We start from the raw sequence: 19,277 nt of genomic DNA, 5'->3' as shown, positions 1-19,277 counted from the left end.
GCGAGGGCGTCCTCTAGTCTCGACCCTATGACGCGCATGTCCACTCCGGCCGGGCGTCTTGCCGCCCGCGGCTTCGCCGAGCCCCAGGTCGCCGTCACCGTCATCGAGCGCTGGATGACCGAACTCGACGACGACCAGATCTGCTCCGGGCTGGTCGAGGACGTTCTCGCGAGCGCCGATCCCGACCTGGCCCTGACCGGCTTGGACCGCATCGCCGCCTCCCCGGACGGCCGCTTCCGCCGCATCGCCGCCGACCCCGTGTGGCGCGCGCGGGTGGCGCGCGTGCTCGGGGCGTCCGCGGCGTTGACGATGCACTGCGGCGTCCACGGCGAGCAACTGGAGGCGCTGGCGGGCGACATCGGCCCCCGAGGCCGCGACGAGCTGCGCGCCGAACTGCTCGCCGCGGTGGGCGCCGACCCGGACGCGCCGGCGCCCGTCGCCACGTCCGACCCGGACGCGCTGCGGCTGGCCTACCGCCAGGCGCTGCTGCGCACCGCCGCGCGCGACCTGAGCGCCGAGGACCCCTCGGAGGAGGTCTCCGTCGTGGGCGCCGAGCTGGCGGCGCTGGCGGACGCCGTCGTCGAGTCGGCGCTGGCGCTGGCGCGCGCGGAGGTGCCCGGTTGGGAGGACACGCGGCTCGCCATCGTCGCCCTCGGCAAGACGGGCGCGCGGGAACTCAACTACGTCAGTGACGTCGACGTCCTCTACGTCGCCGAACCCGCCCTGGACGGCGAGGGCGCCGAGCGGATCTCGCCCCACCGGGCGGTCGCGATCGCCAGCAAGCTCGTCGGCGCGGTCTCCCGCATCTGCTCGGCGCACAGCGCCGCGGGCACCATCTGGCCGATCGACGCCGCGCTGCGTCCGGAGGGCAACGCCGGCCCGCTGGTCCGCACGCTCGCGTCTCACGAGGCCTACTACTCCACCTGGGCGAAGAACTGGGAGTTCCAGGCCATGCTGAAGGCGCGTCCGATGGCGGGCGACCTGGAGCTCGCCCAGCAGTTCGTCGACGTTGTCTGGCCGCACGTGTGGCAGGTGGCGGACAACGAGATGTTCGTCGCCGAGGTGCAGGCGATGCGCAAGCGGGTGATCTCGCTGATCCCCGCCAAGGACGCCGACGACGAGATCAAGCTCGGGGCCGGCGGTCTGCGCGACACCGAGTTCACCGTCCAGCTGCTGCAACTCGTCCACGGCCGCACCGACGAGCGGTTGCGCCTGCGCGGCACGTTCGAGGGCCTGCAGGCGCTCATCGACCACGGCTACGTGGGACGCGAGGACGGCGCACTCCTCGACGCGGCGTACCGTTTCCAGCGGGTGCTGGAGCACCGCAGCCAGTTGTTCCAGCTGCGCCGCACCCACCTCATCCCGCGCGACGAGGCGAGCCGGCGCCGGATCGCGCGCAGCATGGGCCTCAAGGACGCGGCAACGCTGATGGACCAGTGGCACCGCTCCAAGCGGCGAGTGCTGCGGCTGCACCAGCGGCTGTTCTACTCGCCGCTCCTGGAGGCCGTGGCGCGCATCCCGTCGCAGGCCGTCCGGCTCACCTCCGACGCCGCCGAGACCCGGCTGCGCGCGCTGGGCTACGCGGGTTCCAAGGACGCGCTGCGCCACCTGGCCGCCCTCACCCAAGGCGTCACGCGGCAGGCGGAGATCCAGCGGCAGCTGCTGCCGGCCATGCTGGGTTGGTTCGCCGAGGGGCCCAACCCCGACCACGGCCTGCTCGCGTTCCGGCAGCTCAGCGAAGCGTTGGGCCACTCGTCCTGGTACCTCCGTGCGCTGCGCGACGAGGGCGCGATGGCCGAGAACCTCGCCCGGGTGCTGGCGTCCAGCCGGTACGCCACCGATCTTCTCCGCCGGGCGCCGCAGACCGTCGAGATGCTGGCCGACATCGACCAGCTGAAGCCGCGCCCGCTGGAGGACATCACCGCCGAGATGCGTTCCACGGCGTCCCGGCACGACGACGAGGACGATGCCGCCGGCGCGATCCGGGCGGTCCGCCGTCGCGAGCTGCTGCGCCTGGCGATGGGCGACCTGCTCGGCGTGCTGGAGCTCGACGACCTCGGCACCGCGCTCACCGACGTGACGACCGCCACCATCGACGCCACCCTCGACGTCGCGGGCCGGGACGTCGAGGGCGTCCCCCGGCTGGCCGTCGTCGCGATGGGGCGCTGGGGCGGGCGCGAGCTGTCGTACGGCTCGGACGCCGACGCGCTCGTCGTCATCGAGGACGGCGAGGACGCGGACCGGACGAAGGCCGCGCTGGCCGTGGTCGGCACCCTGCGCCGGCTGCTGGCCAAGCCGGGTGCCGACCCGGCGCTCGAGGTCGACCTCGACCTGCGTCCCGAAGGGAAGCAAGGCCCGATGGTGCGTACGCTAGCCTCGTACCGGGCCTACTACGAGCGGTGGTCGTCCACCTGGGAGCGTCAGGCGCTGCTGCGCGCCGGGCTCGGGGCGGGCGACCGCGAACTGGCAGGGGAGTTCCTGACGCTGATCGAGCCGGTGCGCCACCCGCGGGACGGGCTGTCGGGCAAGGAGGTCGTGGAGATTCGCCGCCTCAAGGCGCGCATGGAGGCCGAGCGGCTGCCGCGCGGCGTCGCGCCGCAGCGGCACGTGAAGCTCGGGCCCGGCGGGCTTTCCGACGTGGAGTGGACGGTGCAACTGCTGCAGCTCGAGCACGCCGGACGCGTCGAGGCCCTGCGCACGACGCGGACGACGGCCGCCCTGGACGTCCTGTTCCAGACCGACCTGATCAATGAGGCGGACGCCCACGCGCTCCGGCGCTCGTGGGAGGAAGCGGCGCGCATCCGGAACGCGGCGACGTTGCAGCGCGGCAAGGCGTCCGATGTCATCCCGAGCGACGTTCGCGAACTGGTCCCGCTCACCGAGCTCCTCGGCTACGCCAAGGGACAGACGTCGGTCTTCATGGAGGACCACAGCAGGGCGGCGCGCCAGGCCCGTCGCGTGATGGACCGGCTGTTCTGGGGCCAGTAGGAGGACGCCAGAGGGCGCCCCGGGATGGCTCCCGGGGCGCCCTCGTGTTCGGAGGAGCCGCTCAGTTCTGGGGGCCGGTGGCGCCCGGCCAGTACCGCACGTAGTCGTACTGCGTGAGCGTGTCCCGCGTCGGGATCGGCCCGAACCAGTCGTCGTTGCCGGCCCACGAGTTCAGCATCAGCTCGCCGTCGATCCCGCCGTCCGCGCCGAGGTTGTCGCGCAGGCCGTCGAACGTCTTGACGAGTTTGCCGTCGATATAGAAGTCGACGGAGTTGCGCTTGATCGCATAGCCGTAGCGGTGGAAACCGGCAGCCGGGTCGAAGTCGACCGGCTCGGCCCACGCGTGGGCGTTGAACTCCTCGTCCGTCTGGTGGAGGCTCATGTTCACGAAATGCTGCTTGCCCGGGCCGTTCATGACGGAGCGAATCTCCATGTCGACTTCCGGGAAGCGGTAGCCGTCGCTCATGAAGAAGAACGTCGACAGGATTCCGGGGACGTCCGAGGCCTTCATGCTGGTCTCGTAGTAGCCGAGCCCGAGGTTCTGGTCGATGGTCTGGATCTCGGCGCCCGACAGCTGGTTGCCGCGGCTGACGAGGCTGAGGTAGCCGCCGGAGACCTGTGCGTTGGAGCGCAGCATCATGTTGTTGCGGCTGCCGACCCAGTCGCCGTTGATGCGCCAGGCGCCGTCGGGTGAGAGGGCGCCGTCGGTCCAGGAGTCGAACTCCTGGGCGAACGGGGCGCGGGCGTCCTGGGTGCTCGCGGGCGCGGCGCCTGCCGAGGGGGCGAACGCGCCGAGGGCGAGGGCGGTGAGCGTGGCCGCGGCCAGGCCACGGCGGAGGGAGGGAGTACGCATGGAGTGCCTTTGTATGAGAGTCAACTGAAGGACTCCTGAAGAGTAGTTGAGAAGTCCCCCGGGTGGGTGACATCTGAGCGACGGGTGCCTGACGTGTCGGGCTCCCGTGTCGGTTCCCGAGGGACGAGGCCGCCCTGCCGTCTCGGCGAGCGGGCCTGGGAGAAGGGGCCGGCGGGCGCCCGTCCCGAGTAGAGTCGGCGCCGATGAGTACGACAGCTGAGACACCGACGACCCGGCTGGCCGGCTGGGGTCGCACCGCCCCGACGACGGCGCGCCTTCTGCGCCCCCGCGGGGCCGAGGACATCGTGCGAGCGGTGGGGCGCGCCGCCCAGGACGGGGCAGACGGCACGGGCCGCGGCATCGTGGCCCGCGGGTTGGGCCGCTCCTACGGCGACGTCGCGCAGAACGCGGGCGGCGTGGTCGTCGACATGACCGGGCTCGACGTCATCCACGACATCGACGCCGGCGCCGCCACCGTCACCGTGGACGCGGGCGTGAGCCTCGACGCGCTGATGAAGGCCGCGCTGCCGCACGGGTTGTGGGTCTCGGTGCTGCCCGGCACCCGCCAGGTCACCGTCGGCGGCGCGATCGCCAACGACGTCCACGGCAAGAACCACCACAGTGCGGGCAGCTTCGGTGACCACGTGCTCTCCCTCGACCTGTTGGTCGCGGACGGCCGCGTCCTCACCCTCACGCCCGAGGGCACCGTGGACGATCCTGACGGCGACCTGTTCTGGGCGACGGTCGGCGGCATCGGAATGACCGGCATCATCTTGCGCGCCACGCTGTCGATGACCCGCACCGAGACGGCCTACTTCAAGGCGGACGGCGTCGTCACGTCCACGCTCGACGAGACCATCGCCGCGCACTCGGACGGCTCGGAACGGAACTACGACTACAGCTCGGCGTGGTTCGACGCGATCTCCGCGCCGCCGAAGCTGGGCCGGGCGGCGATCTCGCGAGGCAACCTGGCCACCCTGGACGAGCTGCGCGAGCTGGCGCCCAAGCTGGCCGCCGACCCCCTCAACTTCTCCGGCAAGACGTTCGTCACGCTGCCCGACGTGTTCCCGAACGGGCTGGCCAACAAGCTGACGTTCGGGACGCTGGGCTGGCTCTGGTACGCCAAAAGCGGTACCTACACCGACAAGATCCAGTCCCTGACGGCCTTCTACCACCCACTCGACATGTTCGGGGAGTGGAACCGCGCCTACGGCACGGATGGTTTCCTGCAGTACCAGTTCGTCGTCCCGCCCGAGGCGGTGGACGAGTTCAAGCGCATCATCGGGGACATCCAGGCGTCGGGGCACTACTCGTTCCTCAACGTGTTCAAGCTGTTCGGCGAGGGCAACCGCGCGCCGCTGTCCTACCCGATGGCGGGCTGGAACGTGTGTGTCGACTTCCCGATCAAGCCGGGGCTCGACACGTTCCTCAACGGTCTGGACGCCCGCGTCCTCGAGTTCGGCGGACGGCTCTACACCGCCAAAGATTCGCGCACGGCTGCGGCCACGTTCCACGCCATGTACCCCGAGATCGACCGCTGGATCGCCACCCGGCGCGCGATCGACCCCGACGGCGTCTTCGCCTCCGACATGGCCCGCCGTCTCGAACTGCTCTGACGACCCTTCCACCTGCTGAGGAGAACCACGTGATCGACGCTGTCGGCAACCCCGCCAAGATCCTGCTGCTGGGCGGCACGTCCGAGATCGGGCTGGCCATCGTCTCGGAGTACCTGCGGCACGCGCCCGCGCACGTGGTGCTCGCGGCGCGACCCGGGGACGACCAGCTGGAGGCGTCGGCTGAGCTGCTGCGCGGCCGCGGAGCCCGCGACGTCACCACGCTCGACTTCGACGCGACCGACTTCGAGACCCACCCCGACGTCATCGACGCGGCGTGGGCGGGCGGGGACGTGGACGTGGCGATCGTGGCCTTCGGCGTGCTGGGCGATCAGGAGGAGCTCTGGCGGGATCAGGGCAAGGCGGTCCTCGCCTGCGAGGTGAACTTCACCGGGGCCGTCAGCGTCGGCGTCCTGCTGGGCGAACGCATGCGGCGCCAGGGCTTCGGGCAGATCATCGCGATGAGTTCGGTGGCCGGCGAGCTGGTGCGCCGCAGCAACTTCGTCTACGGCGCCACGAAGGCGGGCCTGGACGGCTTCTACCGCAACCTCGGTCTCGCCCTGGAGAAGGATGGCGTGAACGTGCTCGTGATCCGTCCCGGCCAGGTGCGCACCCGCATGTCGGCGGGGGTCAAGGAGCCGCCGCTCACGGTGAACAGGGAGGATGTGGGAAGCCTCGCCGTCGCGTCGGCGAAGGAGGGTAAGCGCGTCGTCTGGGCCCCGCCCGCTTTCCGCTACGTGATGATGGTGCTGAAGGCGATCCCGGCGCCGATCTTCAAGCGCCTGCCGATCTGAGCCCCGTCGAGGCGCGCCCGCCCGTCCTCCCCGTCCGCCCATCGTGCGGGCGGGGAGTTCTGCGTTTAAACGAGAAACGTATTGCATTTACTTTATGCACATTCTGGAAATGTGTGCGCGCCCTATCTCCGCGTATTTGTCCCTGCAGTGGGGGACGGATATCGCCGGGTCGGGCGATCGAGACGACCGATTCCCCACGCGGGTGTCACCCCTGGGGGCGACTTTAGCGACTTTTTGTCGCAAACTGCTTGCGAGGGTCATTGCGCCTCGGGAATACTGAGGGCACCGCACCACGACCAAGTGCGGCAGATTTTTCCTATTACTGGGGAGTTCTAGGGGAATCTGGACCACATATTTCCGGGGGGAATTCACAATGAGTGCCAACTCTTTTGGCAAATTTGCGCTGTCCGCTACCGCTGCCGTGTCGATGTCGATCGGCGGTTTGATGGCGTTGAACCCGACCATGGCGATCGCCGCCGGCCACCACGCGGGGACCGAGCGCTCGGCGACGTCCGTCAGCGAGCCCGGCACGGTGCACGTCGGTCGGGACATGCCGGCGCAGCGTCCCGCGGACAGCGCGCCCGACAAGCTGTCGGCCGGCGACAAGGGATCAAACGACAAGCAGGACGACCAGCGCGCCAAGGGCGACAAGGACGCCAGGGACCGCGACGGCTCCAAGGGTGACCGAGGCTCCCGCGGCGACAAGGGCTCTCGGGACGACAAGGGCTCCCGGGACGACAAGGGCTCCCGGGACGACCACGGCAAGCCCGGTGACAAGGGCTCCCGGGACGACCACGGCAAGCCCGGTGACAAGGGCTCCAAGGGTGGCCGCGACGTGAAGGACCGGGACGGTTCGAAGGGCGACGACGGTCGCCACGGCGAACACGGCGAACACGGCGACAAGGGCGACAGGGGCTCGAAGGACCACCACGGCGACAAGGGCGGCCGCAAGGACGACTGCGACAAGCCGGGCCACAAGGGTCACGACAAGGGCGAGTGCGACAAGGGCGGCCGCGATAAGGGCCACCACAAGCGCGACTGCGACAAGCCCGGCCACAAGGGCCATCACAAGGGCGAGTGCGACAAGGGCCACCACAAGCGCGACTGCGACAAGCCCGGCCACAAGGGCCATCACAAGGGCGATTGTGACAAGCCCAAGACCCCGAAGCCGGACAAGCCGTGCCCGGAGACTCCCGCGCCGGAGACTCCCAAGCCTGAGGAGCCGAAGCCGGACAAGCCGTGCCCGGAGACTCCCGCGCCGGAGACTCCCAAGCCTGAGGAGCCGAAGCCGGACAAGCCGTGCCCCGAGACTCCCGCGCCGGAGACTCCCAAGCCTGAGGAGCCGAAGCCGGACAAGCCGTGCCCCGAGACTCCTGCGCCGGAGACTCCCAAGCCTGAGGAGCCGAAGCCGGACAAGCCGTGCCCCGAGACTCCTGCGCCGGAGTCGCCGAAGCCGGAGTCGCCGAAGCCGGAGTCGCCGAAGCCGGAGACTCCCAAGCCGGGAAAGCCGGAGACTCCCAAGCCGGGAAAGCCGGAAACCCCCAAGCCGGAGAAGCCGGAGACTCCCAAGCCCGAGGCGCCCGCGTCCCAGCATTCCTCGACCGTCGTGACCGTGCCCACGCAGAAGGAGCACACGGTTCTCGTCAGCGTCGAGACTCCGAAGGAGCCGCAGCGGAGCTCGGTCGTCACGCTGGTGGACCCGGGCAACCGGGGTGTCGCCGCGGAGACCGGTGACACCGACGCCGTGTCGGCCGCCGGCCTGCTCGGGATGGTCGCGCTGGTGAGCGGCGCGGGCGTCCTCACCCTCGGTCGCCGCCGCAAGTGATCTGGGGGCGGCGCATCGTCGCCGCCCTCCTGCTGCTGACCGGAATGTGGCTGCTGACCGGGAACCCCGGCACGGCGGAGGAGATCTTCTCCGTCGTGCCCGGTTCCGGGAAAGCTCCTGGTGTCACCGCCGACGCGGGCGACACCGCGACGGTCATTCCGGCTCAAGGGTCCGCTGGCGTAACGTCCAGAAAATCCACGGACCCGACACCGGCCGGCGGCAGCAGTGCGGCGCGAGCAAAGCAGAACGACGTCACGAACATGGGTCGTCCGGTTTATGCGGAACTGCCCGCTCAGGGATATCGCTCTGACACCCCGATGATGACGATCGGGACCTCGGGCGTTATTCATCCACCCGATTTCTCGCACTTGTTCTGGATCGCCGACCGTGGGGTCGCCCCCGCGGCCGACGCAGCGGACACCGCCTATTTCGCCTGCCACACGAATTCGAAACGGTCGGCGGACGAGGTTCCCTGCAACAAGCTGTCCGGAGCGGTGAAGCGGGGAGACCGGCTCACCATCGGCCTCGAGCGCGGACGGCTCCAGTACACGGTCACCAGCGCCCGTGCCGTCGCTCGCGATCAGTTCGCCACCGATCAGGAGAGCTGGGGCGTCCACCCCGGCCGGCTGGTCTGGGTGAGCTGCTATCTGGAGAACGGACGCCGAACCGCCTTCAACTACGTCATCACCGCTCAGGTCGACGCCCGAGCTTCCGCGAAGCGCCCCGGGGCGGGGTCAACACTGTCGGTCACGCGACTGCCCCGGGGCTTTCGCGACGTCGCCCTCGCAAAGGTTCGCCCACTTGTGATGGGCGGGCGGCGTCAGCTCCGACGGTCCTCACTAGAGTGGGGGCATGGTCCCTCCCGTGGTCTCCGCATCGTGGCTCACCGATCACCCTGACGCCGTCGTCGCCGACGTGCGCTACTACTTCGACGGCAGGTCGGGGCGCGACGCGTACGTCCACGGGCACCTCCCGGGGGCGGCTTTCATCGACCTGGCGGCCGACCTGGCGGGACCGTCCGACCCGAGGATGGGCCGGTTCCCGCTGCCGACCCCGCAGGTGTTCGCCGAGGCTATGCGCCGGGCGGGCATCTCCAACGACTCCACGGTCGTCGCCTACGACGACGCCGGGGGCATGTTCGCCGCCCGCCTGGTGTGGATGCTGCGCATGATCGGCGTGGATGCGGCCGTCCTCGACGGCGGCATCGAGGCCTACGACGGCCCGCTGCAGAGCGGCGTCCTCGAGGGCGTCCAGCCGGGCGACTTCTCGATCCGGCCGTGGCAGCCCGCCGACCTCGCCACCATCGACGACGCCGCCCAGCAAGACCTCGTCCTGGACGCCCGGCCCACCACCGCGTACACCGGCGAGGACGACCCCGACGCTCGCTCCGGCCACATCCCGGGGGCCGTCAGCGCGCCGGCCTCGCAGAATCTCGCCTCCGGCCGCTTCCGCGCGCCGCAGGAGTTGGCGGAGCGGTTCGAGAAGCTCGGCGTGGACGACGCTTCGCGCGTGGTCTCTTACTGCGGCGGCGGCATCTCCGCATGCCACAACCTCGTGGCGATGGAGTACGCGGGGCTGGGACGCGGCCGGCTCTACCCGGGCTCGTGGTCGCAGTACGTCAACACGGAGCGTCCGGTCGCGACCGGCGCCGAACCGGGGGAGCGGCCGCGTCCGCTGACGCCGAACGACCCCAGCTGACGACGGCGCCTGGCGACAGAGAAGCCGGGATGGGCTTCCCCCGAAACCCATCCCGGCCGAATGGTCGCCCGGTCCATGGCGACAGGTCAGCAGTGCGATCCCCCCGTCTGCTGACTTTGACTAGCGTAGCCGCCCGGTTGGGGCGGAGCGTGATGGAAACCGTCCTCATTTATAGGGACGTTAGTACTAGTACTTTGGTGCCGCTGGTCCTTGGTGGTGTCTTCGGTCGGTGAACCCCGTCTCGGGGACGTGAGGTCCGCCGCGCCGAGCCCGGTTCGCGGCGCCGAAGCGGCGGAGCGCCCAGGCCACGTGCGTCCGGACAAGCACGGTCCGCACGAGCGCCTGTCGCTGGTGCGTTGGCTGATCGTGCGGACCGTGTGCGGGCTCAAGAGCCCGATATCCCTGGCGGACGAGGGGCGTCGCTCACAGATCGAAGTACATCTCGAACTCGTGCGGGTGCGGGCGCAGGCGGATCGCGTTGATGTCCTCGCGCTTCATCTCGATCCAGGTGTCGATCAGGTCGGACGTGAAGACATCACCCGCGAGCAGGAATTCGTGGTCCTCCTCGAGCGCGTCCAGGGCGGCTTCCAGGGACGCCGGCACGGTCGCGATGTCCTCGTGTTCCTCGGGCGGGAGCTCGTAGAGGTCCTTGTCGATCGGGGCCGGGGGCTCGATCTTGTTCTGGATTCCGTCGAGGCCCGCCAGCAGCATGGCCGAGAAAGCGAGGTAGGGGTTGGCGGACGGGTCCGGGCAGCGGAACTCCATGCGCTTGGCCTTGGGGCTCGGGCCGGTGATCGGGATGCGGATGCAGGCGGAGCGGTTGCGGGAGCTGTAGACGAGGTTCACGGGGGCCTCGAAACCGGGGACGAGACGGTGGTAGCTGTTCACGGTCGGGTTGGTGAAGGCCAGCAGCGCGGGGGCGTGGTGGAGGATGCCGCCGATGTAGTAACGGGCGGTCTCCGACAGGCCCGCGTAGCCCGCCTCGTCGGCGAAGAGCGGCTCGCCACCCTTCCAGATGGACTGGTGGACGTGCATGCCCGAGCCGTTGTCGCCGAAGATCGGCTTCGGCATGAAGGTCGCGGTCTTGCCCGCCTCCCAGGCCGTGTTCTTGATGATGTACTTGTACTTCATCAAGTTGTCGGCGGCCGTGAGCAGCGTCGCGAAGCGGGTCGCGATCTCGCCCTGGCCGGCGGTGCCCACCTCGTGGTGCGCACGCTCGATGGTCAGGCCGGCGTCCTGCAGGTGACGCACCATGTCGTCGCGGAGCTCGCTGAAGTGGTCGACCGGCGGGACGGGGAAGTAGCCACCCTTGTAACGCACCTTGTAACCGCGGTTCGAGCGGCCGTCGGCCTCGTGCTCGACGCCGGTGTTCCAGGCGCCCGCCTCGGAGTCGATGAAGTAGTAGCCGGCGTTCGCGGTGGTGTCGAAGCGCACCGAGTCGAAGACGTAGAACTCGGCCTCGGGGCCCATCATCGCGGTGTCGCCGATGCCGGTCGACTGCAGGTACGCCTCCGCCTTGCGCGCGATGTTGCGCGGGTCACGGCTGTACGCCTCGTGGGTGAGCGGGTCGTGCACGAACCAGTTCATCACCAGGGTCTTCGACTTGCGGAACGGGTCGAGGTACGCCGTCGTCACGTCGGGCAGCAGGGTCATGTCCGACTCGTGGATCTTCTGGAACCCGCGGATGGACGAGCCGTCGAACGAGAGGCCTTCCTCGAAGAGATCGGGCTCGAGGAACGCGGCCGGGATCGTGAAGTGCTGCATCACTCCGGGGAGATCGCAGAAGCGGACGTCGATCGTCTCGACGTTCTCGTCCTTGACGAAGGCCAACAGCTCGTCGGCAGATTGGAACATCTTTCCTCCAGTGGTCTGGTCTAAACAGGTCCGACGCTAAGGGCAGCACGTCACCGCGCCGTTGCGGAGTTGTTTCAGCGAAGTTACACGGAGGCCCCGGTATACCCCCGGCGCGCGGCGTCCTGGGTACGCTGTCCGGGATGTCCGCGCCCGAACCGTACCCTGGCCGCGATCTCGGTCTGCCCGAGTCAGGTCGCGGATCGCTGGCGTCCTGGGGTTCGCGGGTCGGCGCGCTGCTCGTCGACTGGGGTGTGAGCATGGCGGTGGCGCTGCTGCTCTTCGGCCCGGGGGTGCTGAGCGCAGGCGGGTGGCTTCGCTGGATGATCCTCACGGTTTTCTTCGTGCAGAAGGCGCTCCTCACCGCGGCGAGCGGCAGCAGCGTCGGGCAGCTCCTCTCCGGCGTCGGCGTCGTGAGGGTGGACGGACGCCCCGTGGAATGGTGGCGTGCCATCGTGCGGTCGGCGCTCGTCTGTCTCGTCCTGCCGGCGCTCATCGTCGGGGCCGACCGGAGGGCGTTGGACGACATCCTTTTGGGCACGGTCGTCGTTAACAGGCGGTCGCGAGTGAATAAACCCCGCAGCGCCTGATCTGCACAATCAGTAGGCGCACAACGGGGTTTGATGCATTATTGGCCCACATAGGTTGGGCGTAGCGTTCTGAGCTCGCTCGCGGGGGTTTCCGACGTGACGCTACGACCTGTGCGCTCGTTCGACGCGACACTCAGACTGACGGGGACTGCGGAGGAGCGGATCTTCGTTCGTCGACAGGCTGATCGATTCACATGGAGGAATCTTGAGTAACCGAAAGCTTCTTGCCGCGGCTGCCGCCGTGGCGGCCGGCGCCCTCGCGCTCGCCGGCTGCAGTGGTCCCACCACGCCCGCAGGCGGGGGCCAGTCCGCCATCAACAACCAGCAGGTCGCCACGGTCGCGTGGAACCAGCCGTTCTACTCGTACAACAACGACACGTCGTCGGGTAACAACGTGGTCAACGCGAACATCAAGTACCTGACGAACGAGTGGGCCTCCCACTACGACCAAGATCTCAAGTACGTACAGAACCCCGGGTTCGCGAAGTACGAGAAGGTCTCCGACAACCCGCTCAAGGTGAAGATCACCCTCGCCGACACGGCCACCTGGTCGGACAACACGCCCGTCACCGCCGCCGACGTCGTCATGCAGTGGGCCGCCAACTCCAGCAACTTCAACACCTACGAGGCCGCCACCGACGACGAGGGCAACGTCAAGGCCGACAACACCGGGTCCAACGTGTTCTTCAACGCGTCCAGCCCCGGCTACGCGCTGATCAAGGCCTTCCCGGAGATCGGCGACAACAACAAGTCCGTGACCTTCACCTACTCCAAGCCGTTCGTCGACTGGGAGACGCTGGCGATGCAGCCGACGGGTCTGCCGGCGCACATCGTCGCGAAGAAGGCCCTGGGCGTCAACGACCCGACCCAGGCCGCGCAGGCGGTGATCGACGCCTTCCAGAAGAAGGACAACGCCGCGCTCGCGAAGCTCTCCAACGTCTGGAACAAGAGCTTCGACTTCGTCAACATGCCCGCCGACAAGGACCTCGTCGTCAGCAACGGCCCGTACACGATCTCCGACCTCAAGGAGAACCAGTACATCACCGTCACGAAGAACCCGAACTACAAGGGCGACCACAAGGTCTCGATCGACACCATCACGGTGCGCTTCATCGATGACCCGCAGGCGTCCGTCCAGGCGCTGCAGAACGGCGAGGTGCTCGTCACCCAGCCGCAGGCGACCGCCGACATCAAGAAGCAGCTCGAGGGCCTGGGCGACTCGGTGAACGTCCTGTCCGGTCAGGGTGCCACGTACGAGCACGTCGACATGGTGTTCAACAACGGCGGTCCGTTCGATCCGAAGACCTACGGCGGAGACGCCAACAAGGCGAAGCTGGTTCGCCAGGCCTTCCTGCAGACGATCCCGCGCCAGGACATCGTCGACAAGATCATCAAGCCGCTCAACCCGGACGCCACCGTCCGTAACTCGCTCGCGGTGGTCCCGGGCTCGCCCAACTACGCCGACGCCGAGGCGAACAACGGCATGAAGGCGATGTACGGCGATTCCGCCGACGTGAACAAGGCCAAGCAGCTGCTGTCGCAGGCCGGCGTCACCGCGCCGAGCGTGCGCCTGCTCTACGCGAACAACAACACGCGCCGCCAGCAGGAGTACCAGCTGATCAAGGCGTCGGCCGAGCAGGCCGGCTTCAAGATCGTAGACAAGGGCAGCAAGGACTGGAGCACGATGCTGCCGAACAACAAGCAGTACGATGCCTCGCTGTTCGGCTGGCAGTCCACCAGCACGGGCGTGTCCGAATCCGACGCGAACTTCCGCACCAAGGGCCAGAACAACTACGGCGGCTACTCCAGCAAGGCGGTCGACGGGAAGCTGAACGAGCTGCAGGTGGCCACGGATCCGGCTCAGCAGAAGACGATCCTGAACGACGTCGAGAAGCAGTTGGTGCAGGATGCCTTCGGCCTGTCCATCTACCAGTTCCCGGAGGTGACCGGCGTGAGCAAGAAGCTGCAGAACGTGAGCTCGATCCCGCTGTCGCCGACCTACTTCTGGAACTACTGGGAGTGGAAGCTCTGAATCGCTGAGTGAGGCGTTGGTCACCCGGCAGTCCGTCGCGAACCGGTGGCGGGGCAGCAGCCCCGCCAGCGAGCCGGGTGACCAACGTTTCGCCTGTTCGGGCTCGACCAATCACCGTTCGTCTCGGGGTACCTCATGATCAGATTCCTGGCGCGCCGTCTAGGGCTGGCGCTCGCCATCCTCTTCCTGCTCTCGTTCTTGATGTATGGGCTGCTCAACATCGCGATGGATCCGCTCGACGATCTGCGCCAGAGCCCCGCGCTCAACCGTGAGTTCCTCATCGAGACGCGCATCCGGCAGCTGAAGCTGGACGTGCCGTGGCCGGCGCGCTGGTGGGATTGGCTGACGGGGGTCCTCCAGGGCGACTTCGGTGAGGCGTGGCGCACCGGCCAGCCCGTGCGCTCGATGCTCGGTGGTGCGATCGCCACCTCGGTCCAGCTCGTGTTCGCCGCGACCGTCATCGCCCTCCTGTTGGGCGTCACCATCGGCGTCATCTCGGCGCTGCGGCAGTACACGGCCTTCGACTACACGATCACCTTCATCGCCTTCGTGCTGTACGCGCTCCCGATCTTCTGGTTCGCCGTGCTGCTCAAGCAGTTCCTGGCGATCGGCGTCAACGATTACCTGAACAACCCCCAGGTGAACTGGCCCGCCGTGCTCGTCCTCTCGGTGGTCTCCGGTCTGTTCTGGGCGGGCGTCCTCGGCGGCAACGCCAAGCGCAAGGTGATCGTCTTCGTGTCTGCGTTCGCCGTCTCGCTCGCGGTGCTCGCCTACGCGCTGCTGTCCGGCTGGGTGGAGCACCCAGGCTTCGGCCTGATCGGCACGCTGGTCATCGGGCTCGCCGCCGCGGTGGCGATGGCCGTCATCTTCGCGGGCATCAACAACAGGCGCGCGCTGTACGCGGGTCTCACCACCGCGGTGGTCGGGGCCGTGCTGTACATCCCGATGCAGTGGTTCTTCTACTACGTGCCGATGTCCGACCTGATCGCGGTGGGGCTGCTGATCGTCGCCGTTCTTGTGGCGCTCCTCATCGGCTGGGCGTTCGGCGGTCCCGACCGAGCGGTCTCGATGCGGACCGCCGCCGTCGTCGCGATCTTCGCCTCGGTGGCGATCTACACCGACCGCGTGCTGCAGGGTTGGCAGCTGTACTCGAACGCCAGCGTGATCGGCGGGCGTCCCATCGCCACCATCGGCGCGGCGACCCCCAATCTCGGCGGCGACTACTGGATCACCCAGCTCGACAAGTGGACGCACCTGTTGCTGCCCACGATCGCGCTGGTCGTCATCTCCTTCGCCACCTACACCCGCTACGAGCGCGGTGCGATGCTCGAGGTGCTGAACCAGGACTACATCCGCACCGCGCGGGCCAAGGGTCTTTCCGAGCGCGTCGTGATCGTCCGGCACGCGCTGCGCAACGCGCTGATGCCGCTGGCCTCGATCGTCCCGGTCGACTTCATCAGCCTCATCGGTGGCGCAGTGCTGACGGAGACCATCTTCGGCTGGTCCGGCATGGGTCGTATGTTCGTCCAGGCGCTGTCGGCGAGCGAGATCGACCCGGTGATGATCTACATCATGATCACTGGCGGGCTGGCGATGATCGCCAACCTTGTGGCCGACTTCCTCTACGCCATCATCGATCCCAGGATTCGGGTGAACGCATGAGCAACGACAACACGACCCCCCGTCCCGGCGAACTTCCCGAGGACGAGCGTCGGGTTGGGCCCGGCCCGATCGACGAGGACGCCGCCGGCTCCGGCCGCGACGAGCGCGTTTACGACGATGGCGAGATGGGGGACCGCATCCTCGGCGACGATCCGGTGCGCGGCGGCGCGGCCCCGTCGGGCCCGCTGCGCACCGCCGAGGCCGCCGACGGCGACTTCGCCGTCGAGGAGACCGACGCGCACGGCCGCGGCGAGGGCGTCGGCCAGGCCAAAGAGGTGGAAGGCCTGTCCCAGAGCCAGATCGTCTGGCGGCGCTTCATCCGGCACCGTGGCGCGATCTTCGGCCTGGTGACGCTCACGCTGGTCGCCCTGCTCTCGATCCTCGCCATGGGCCTGGGTCCGATCCCGGGGCTGTGGCCGTTCCAGGACTACATGCGACCCAACAACGTCGTCAACGGCGGTAGCCCGACCCTGCAAATCCCGGGGATCGGGGGCGCCACCTCCTTCGCGATCGGGGAGCACCCCTTCGGCCAGGACGACATCGGCCGGGACAGCTTCGCCCTGGTCATGAAGGGCGTCCAGACGTCCCTGTTCGTCATGTTCTGCCTGAGCTTCATCGCGCTGGTCATCGGCGTGACCATCGGGTCGCTGGCGGGCTACTTCCGCGGCCGCCTCGACCAGATCCTGATGCGCTTCACCGACCTGGTCATCACCCTGCCGGTCATCGTGCTCGGCGCCGTGCTGGGCAAGCTCGTCGGGATCCTGCCGATCCGGTTCAACGCGACCCCGGAGCAGACGCTGGCCATCACGAACAACATGCCGCTGCTGCTGTCGATCGCCCTCGGCTGCATCCTGTGGACGGGCCTGGCCCGCCTGGTGCGCTCGGAGTTCATGTCGCTGCGCGAGCGGGAGTTCGTGGACGCGGCCCGCGTGGCCGGCGCGAGCAACTGGCGCATCATCACCAAGCACATGCTTCCCAACGCGGTCGGCGTCATCATCGTCAACACGACGCTGCTGATGAGCTCAGCCGTCACGCTGGAGGCCGCGCTGTCGTTCCTGAACTTCGGCATCCTGCCGCCGAACATCTCGCTCGGCTGGCTGATCTCGGTCAACCAGGGCGCGTTCGCGACCCGGCCGTGGTTGTTCTGGTGGCCCGGCGTGTTCATCATCTTGTTGGCGCTGTCGGTGAACTTCATCGGCGACGGCCTTCGTGATGCGTTCGACCCGCGGATGCGCAAGATCCCGTCCGCGCGCAAGATGGCGAAGGCGGCCGCGCAGCTGGAGCCGGCCGGCGGCGCGACGGCCGGTTCCGGCGCCACCGCCGCTGGGGCGTCCCGAACGACCGAGGAGGAAACGAAGTGAGCACCGCAGCAGGCGCGTCCGGGGATGGCCAGGGCAAGCGCGGGAGCGCGTTCGACGGCTCCATCAAGCTGTCCCGGGCGACCGGGGGCGAGGTCAAGAAGGGCGACGTGATCCTGGAGGTCCGGGATCTGAGCGTGAACTTCTGGGTCGGCGACGAGTGGTTCGTGGCGGCCGAGCACATCAACTACGACCTGCGGGCCGGCGAGGTGCTGGCGATCGTGGGGGAATCCGGCTCCGGTAAGACGCAGTCGTCCATGAGCCTGCTGGGCCTGCTCCCGGCCAACGGGCGCACGACCGGGTCGGCGAAGCTGAAGGGGACCGAGCTCGTCGGCATGCCGCAGAGCAAAATGCGGGAGGTCCGCGGCAACGAGATCTCCGTGATCTTCCAGGAGCCGATGACGGCGCTCAACCCCGTCTACACGGTCGGCTTCCAGATCGTCGAGACGCTGCGCACGCATTTCCTGATGGCCCCCTCGGCCGCCAAGGAGCGGGCGCTGGAGCTGATGCGGCTGGTGGAGATCCCCGATCCTGAGGACAGCTTCAACAAGTTCCCGCACCAGCTCTCCGGCGGCCAGCGGCAGCGCATCATGATCGCCCAGGCGCTGGCCTGCGACCCGAAGCTGCTCATCGCGGACGAGCCCACCACCGCGCTCGACGTGACCGTGCAGGCCGAGATCCTCAAGCTCATGCGCGAGCTGCGCGAGCGGGTCAACGCGGGCATCATCCTGATCACGCACGACATGGGCGTCGTCGCCGACATGGCCGACCGCATCATCGTGATGAAGGACGGCCGCGTCGTCGAACACGGGACCGCCGACCAGATCTTCAATCGTCCCGAGCACCCGTACACGCGCCAGCTGCTGGCGTCCGTGCCTCACCTGGGCACCGAGGTGGAGGCGACCGAGGGGCGTCCGGCGACGTTGATCGAGCGTGAGGACCAGCCCGTCCCGCTGCGCGACGGCGACTCGTCCATCACCCCGGCGCTGCTGCTGGAGGACGTCGAGATCACCTATCCGAAGCAGGGCCGGCGTCCGGCCTTCACCGCGGCGCGGCACATCAACCTGCGCCTCGACCCGGGCGAGGTCGTCGGCCTCGTGGGGGAGTCCGGTTCCGGGAAGACCACCATCGGACGCGCAGCCGTGGCCCTGCTCCCGGTCAGCGGCGGCAAACTGTCGGTGGCCGGCCGCGACATCACCCACGCCAAGGGCAAAGACCTGCACCCCTTCCGCAAGGAGGTGGGCATCGTCTTCCAGGATCCCGGCTCCTCGCTGAATCCGCGCCTTCCGGTGGGTGAGTCGATCGGGGAGCCGATCTATCTGCACGAGCAGCTCAAGGGCCAGGAGCTGTCCCGTCGGGTGGAGGCGCTGCTCGATTCCGTCCAACTGCCGCGCGCGATGCGCAACCGCTACCCGCACGAGCTGTCCGGCGGTCAGCGGCAGCGCATCGGTATCGCCCGGGCGCTGGCGCTGAACCCGAGGCTCCTCATCGCCGACGAACCGACGTCCGCGCTGGATGTTTCGGTGCAGGCGACGGTCCTCGACCTGTTCCGGAGACTCCAGGCGGAGCGCGGCTTCGCGTGCCTGTTCATAAGCCACGACCTCGCGGTGGTCGAGCAGGTGTCCAGCCAGGTGGCCGTCATGCATCTCGGCAGCCTGGTGGAGGTGGGGCCGACGGAGGACATCGTCCACCGCCCGCAGCACCCCTACACGCAGCGCCTGCTCTCGGCCGTGCCGGTCCCCGACCCGGCCGAGCAGAAGAAGCGCCGCGAGCTTCGGGACGCGATCATCGAGCAGGAGCACATCGTCAGCTGACCTCGAGGCCTCGGCCGGCCGATCGTCGGCCTGCCGAGGACGCGACTAGGGGACGCGTCTAGGGCACCTCGACCCTCAGTTACCATGTGACCATGCGGATCCCTTCCTGAGTGCCAGATGCTCCCTGACTGCTCTCCCGTGAGACCACCACGGGCTGTGTGAGCGTCTGAGGTCCCGAACGGTCTGTCCCATGCGGCTC

Annotated in this window: 13 protein-coding genes; 11 read left to right on the top strand and 2 right to left on the bottom strand. The window is 68.5% G+C overall.

The window, feature by feature from the left end; genetic code table 11:
* Nucleotides 1–27: 27 nt before the first annotated feature.
* Nucleotides 28–2,988: a bifunctional [glutamine synthetase] adenylyltransferase/[glutamine synthetase]-adenylyl-L-tyrosine phosphorylase gene (locus BN1187_RS11540; protein ID WP_040161878.1), complete on the top strand. Its 2,961-nt coding sequence runs from the start codon at nucleotides 28–30 to the stop codon at nucleotides 2,986–2,988.
* A 61-nt stretch (nucleotides 2,989–3,049) separates the two neighbouring features.
* Here the strand turns inward: BN1187_RS11540 and BN1187_RS11535 are convergent, their stop codons facing one another.
* A complete protein-coding gene (locus BN1187_RS11535) occupies nucleotides 3,050–3,841 on the bottom strand; it encodes a glycoside hydrolase family 16 protein (RefSeq protein ID WP_040161875.1) in 792 nt (263 codons plus the stop codon).
* A gap of 203 nt (nucleotides 3,842–4,044) precedes the next feature.
* Between BN1187_RS11535 and BN1187_RS11530 the strand changes: the two genes are divergently transcribed.
* The 5 genes from BN1187_RS11530 to BN1187_RS11515 all read left to right on the top strand — a co-directional run bounded on the left by BN1187_RS11530 (nucleotide 4,045) and on the right by BN1187_RS11515 (nucleotide 9,771).
* Entirely contained in the window at nucleotides 4,045–5,457 is a 1,413-nt protein-coding gene (locus tag BN1187_RS11530; RefSeq protein WP_040161872.1) for a decaprenylphosphoryl-beta-D-ribose oxidase, read from the top strand.
* A 29-nt stretch (nucleotides 5,458–5,486) separates the two neighbouring features.
* Nucleotides 5,487–6,248: a decaprenylphospho-beta-D-erythro-pentofuranosid-2-ulose 2-reductase gene (locus tag BN1187_RS11525; protein ID WP_040161869.1), complete on the top strand. Its 762-nt coding sequence runs from the start codon at nucleotides 5,487–5,489 to the stop codon at nucleotides 6,246–6,248.
* 445 nt (nucleotides 6,249–6,693) lie between these two features.
* Complete coding sequence (locus BN1187_RS14500) at nucleotides 6,694–8,073, top strand: hypothetical protein (RefSeq protein ID WP_052462633.1); 1,380 nt, start codon at nucleotides 6,694–6,696, stop codon at nucleotides 8,071–8,073.
* Nucleotides 8,070–8,972 (top strand): sortase family protein, encoded by a 903-nt coding sequence (locus tag BN1187_RS14370; RefSeq protein ID WP_147675116.1) that lies wholly within the window; start codon nucleotides 8,070–8,072, stop codon nucleotides 8,970–8,972. The genes BN1187_RS14500 and BN1187_RS14370 overlap by 4 nt, the downstream gene beginning before the upstream one ends.
* Nucleotides 8,926–9,771: a sulfurtransferase gene (locus BN1187_RS11515; protein WP_040161866.1), complete on the top strand. Its 846-nt coding sequence runs from the start codon at nucleotides 8,926–8,928 to the stop codon at nucleotides 9,769–9,771. Before BN1187_RS14370 ends, BN1187_RS11515 begins: the two co-directional genes overlap by 47 nt.
* 423 nt (nucleotides 9,772–10,194) lie before the next feature.
* Here the strand turns inward: BN1187_RS11515 and glnA are convergent, their stop codons facing one another.
* Complete coding sequence (gene glnA, locus BN1187_RS11510; protein WP_040161863.1) at nucleotides 10,195–11,625, bottom strand: type I glutamate--ammonia ligase; 1,431 nt, start codon at nucleotides 11,623–11,625, stop codon at nucleotides 10,195–10,197.
* 140 nt (nucleotides 11,626–11,765) lie between these two features.
* On the opposite strand from glnA, the gene BN1187_RS11505 reads away from it, so the two are divergent.
* From BN1187_RS11505 to BN1187_RS11485, 5 genes are all read left to right on the top strand, one after another.
* Nucleotides 11,766–12,212, top strand: coding sequence for an RDD family protein (locus tag BN1187_RS11505; RefSeq protein ID WP_040161860.1), 447 nt, complete (start codon nucleotides 11,766–11,768; stop codon nucleotides 12,210–12,212).
* A 205-nt stretch (nucleotides 12,213–12,417) separates the two neighbouring features.
* Nucleotides 12,418–14,244 carry an ABC transporter family substrate-binding protein gene (locus tag BN1187_RS11500; protein ID WP_040161858.1) on the top strand — a complete coding sequence of 609 codons (1,827 nt, stop codon included), beginning with the start codon at nucleotides 12,418–12,420 and terminating at the stop codon, nucleotides 14,242–14,244.
* A 135-nt stretch (nucleotides 14,245–14,379) separates the two neighbouring features.
* Nucleotides 14,380–15,906, top strand: a complete 1,527-nt coding sequence (locus tag BN1187_RS11495) for an ABC transporter permease (RefSeq protein WP_040161855.1) — start codon at nucleotides 14,380–14,382, stop codon at nucleotides 15,904–15,906.
* Complete coding sequence (locus tag BN1187_RS11490; protein ID WP_218184644.1) at nucleotides 15,903–17,267, top strand: ABC transporter permease; 1,365 nt, start codon at nucleotides 15,903–15,905, stop codon at nucleotides 17,265–17,267. Before BN1187_RS11495 ends, BN1187_RS11490 begins: the two co-directional genes overlap by 4 nt.
* Complete coding sequence (locus BN1187_RS11485) at nucleotides 17,264–19,078, top strand: ABC transporter ATP-binding protein (protein WP_235750663.1); 1,815 nt, start codon at nucleotides 17,264–17,266, stop codon at nucleotides 19,076–19,078. The genes BN1187_RS11490 and BN1187_RS11485 overlap by 4 nt, the downstream gene beginning before the upstream one ends.
* Nucleotides 19,079–19,277 lie beyond the last annotated feature (199 nt).

The sequence above is a fragment of the Nigerium massiliense genome, assembly GCF_000826085.1.
Taxonomy (GTDB): Bacteria; Actinomycetota; Actinomycetes; order Propionibacteriales; family Propionibacteriaceae; genus Propioniciclava; species Propioniciclava massiliense.
The sequence above is the reverse complement of the archived record's forward strand: the minus strand, read 5'-3'. Positions and strand labels throughout refer to the sequence as shown.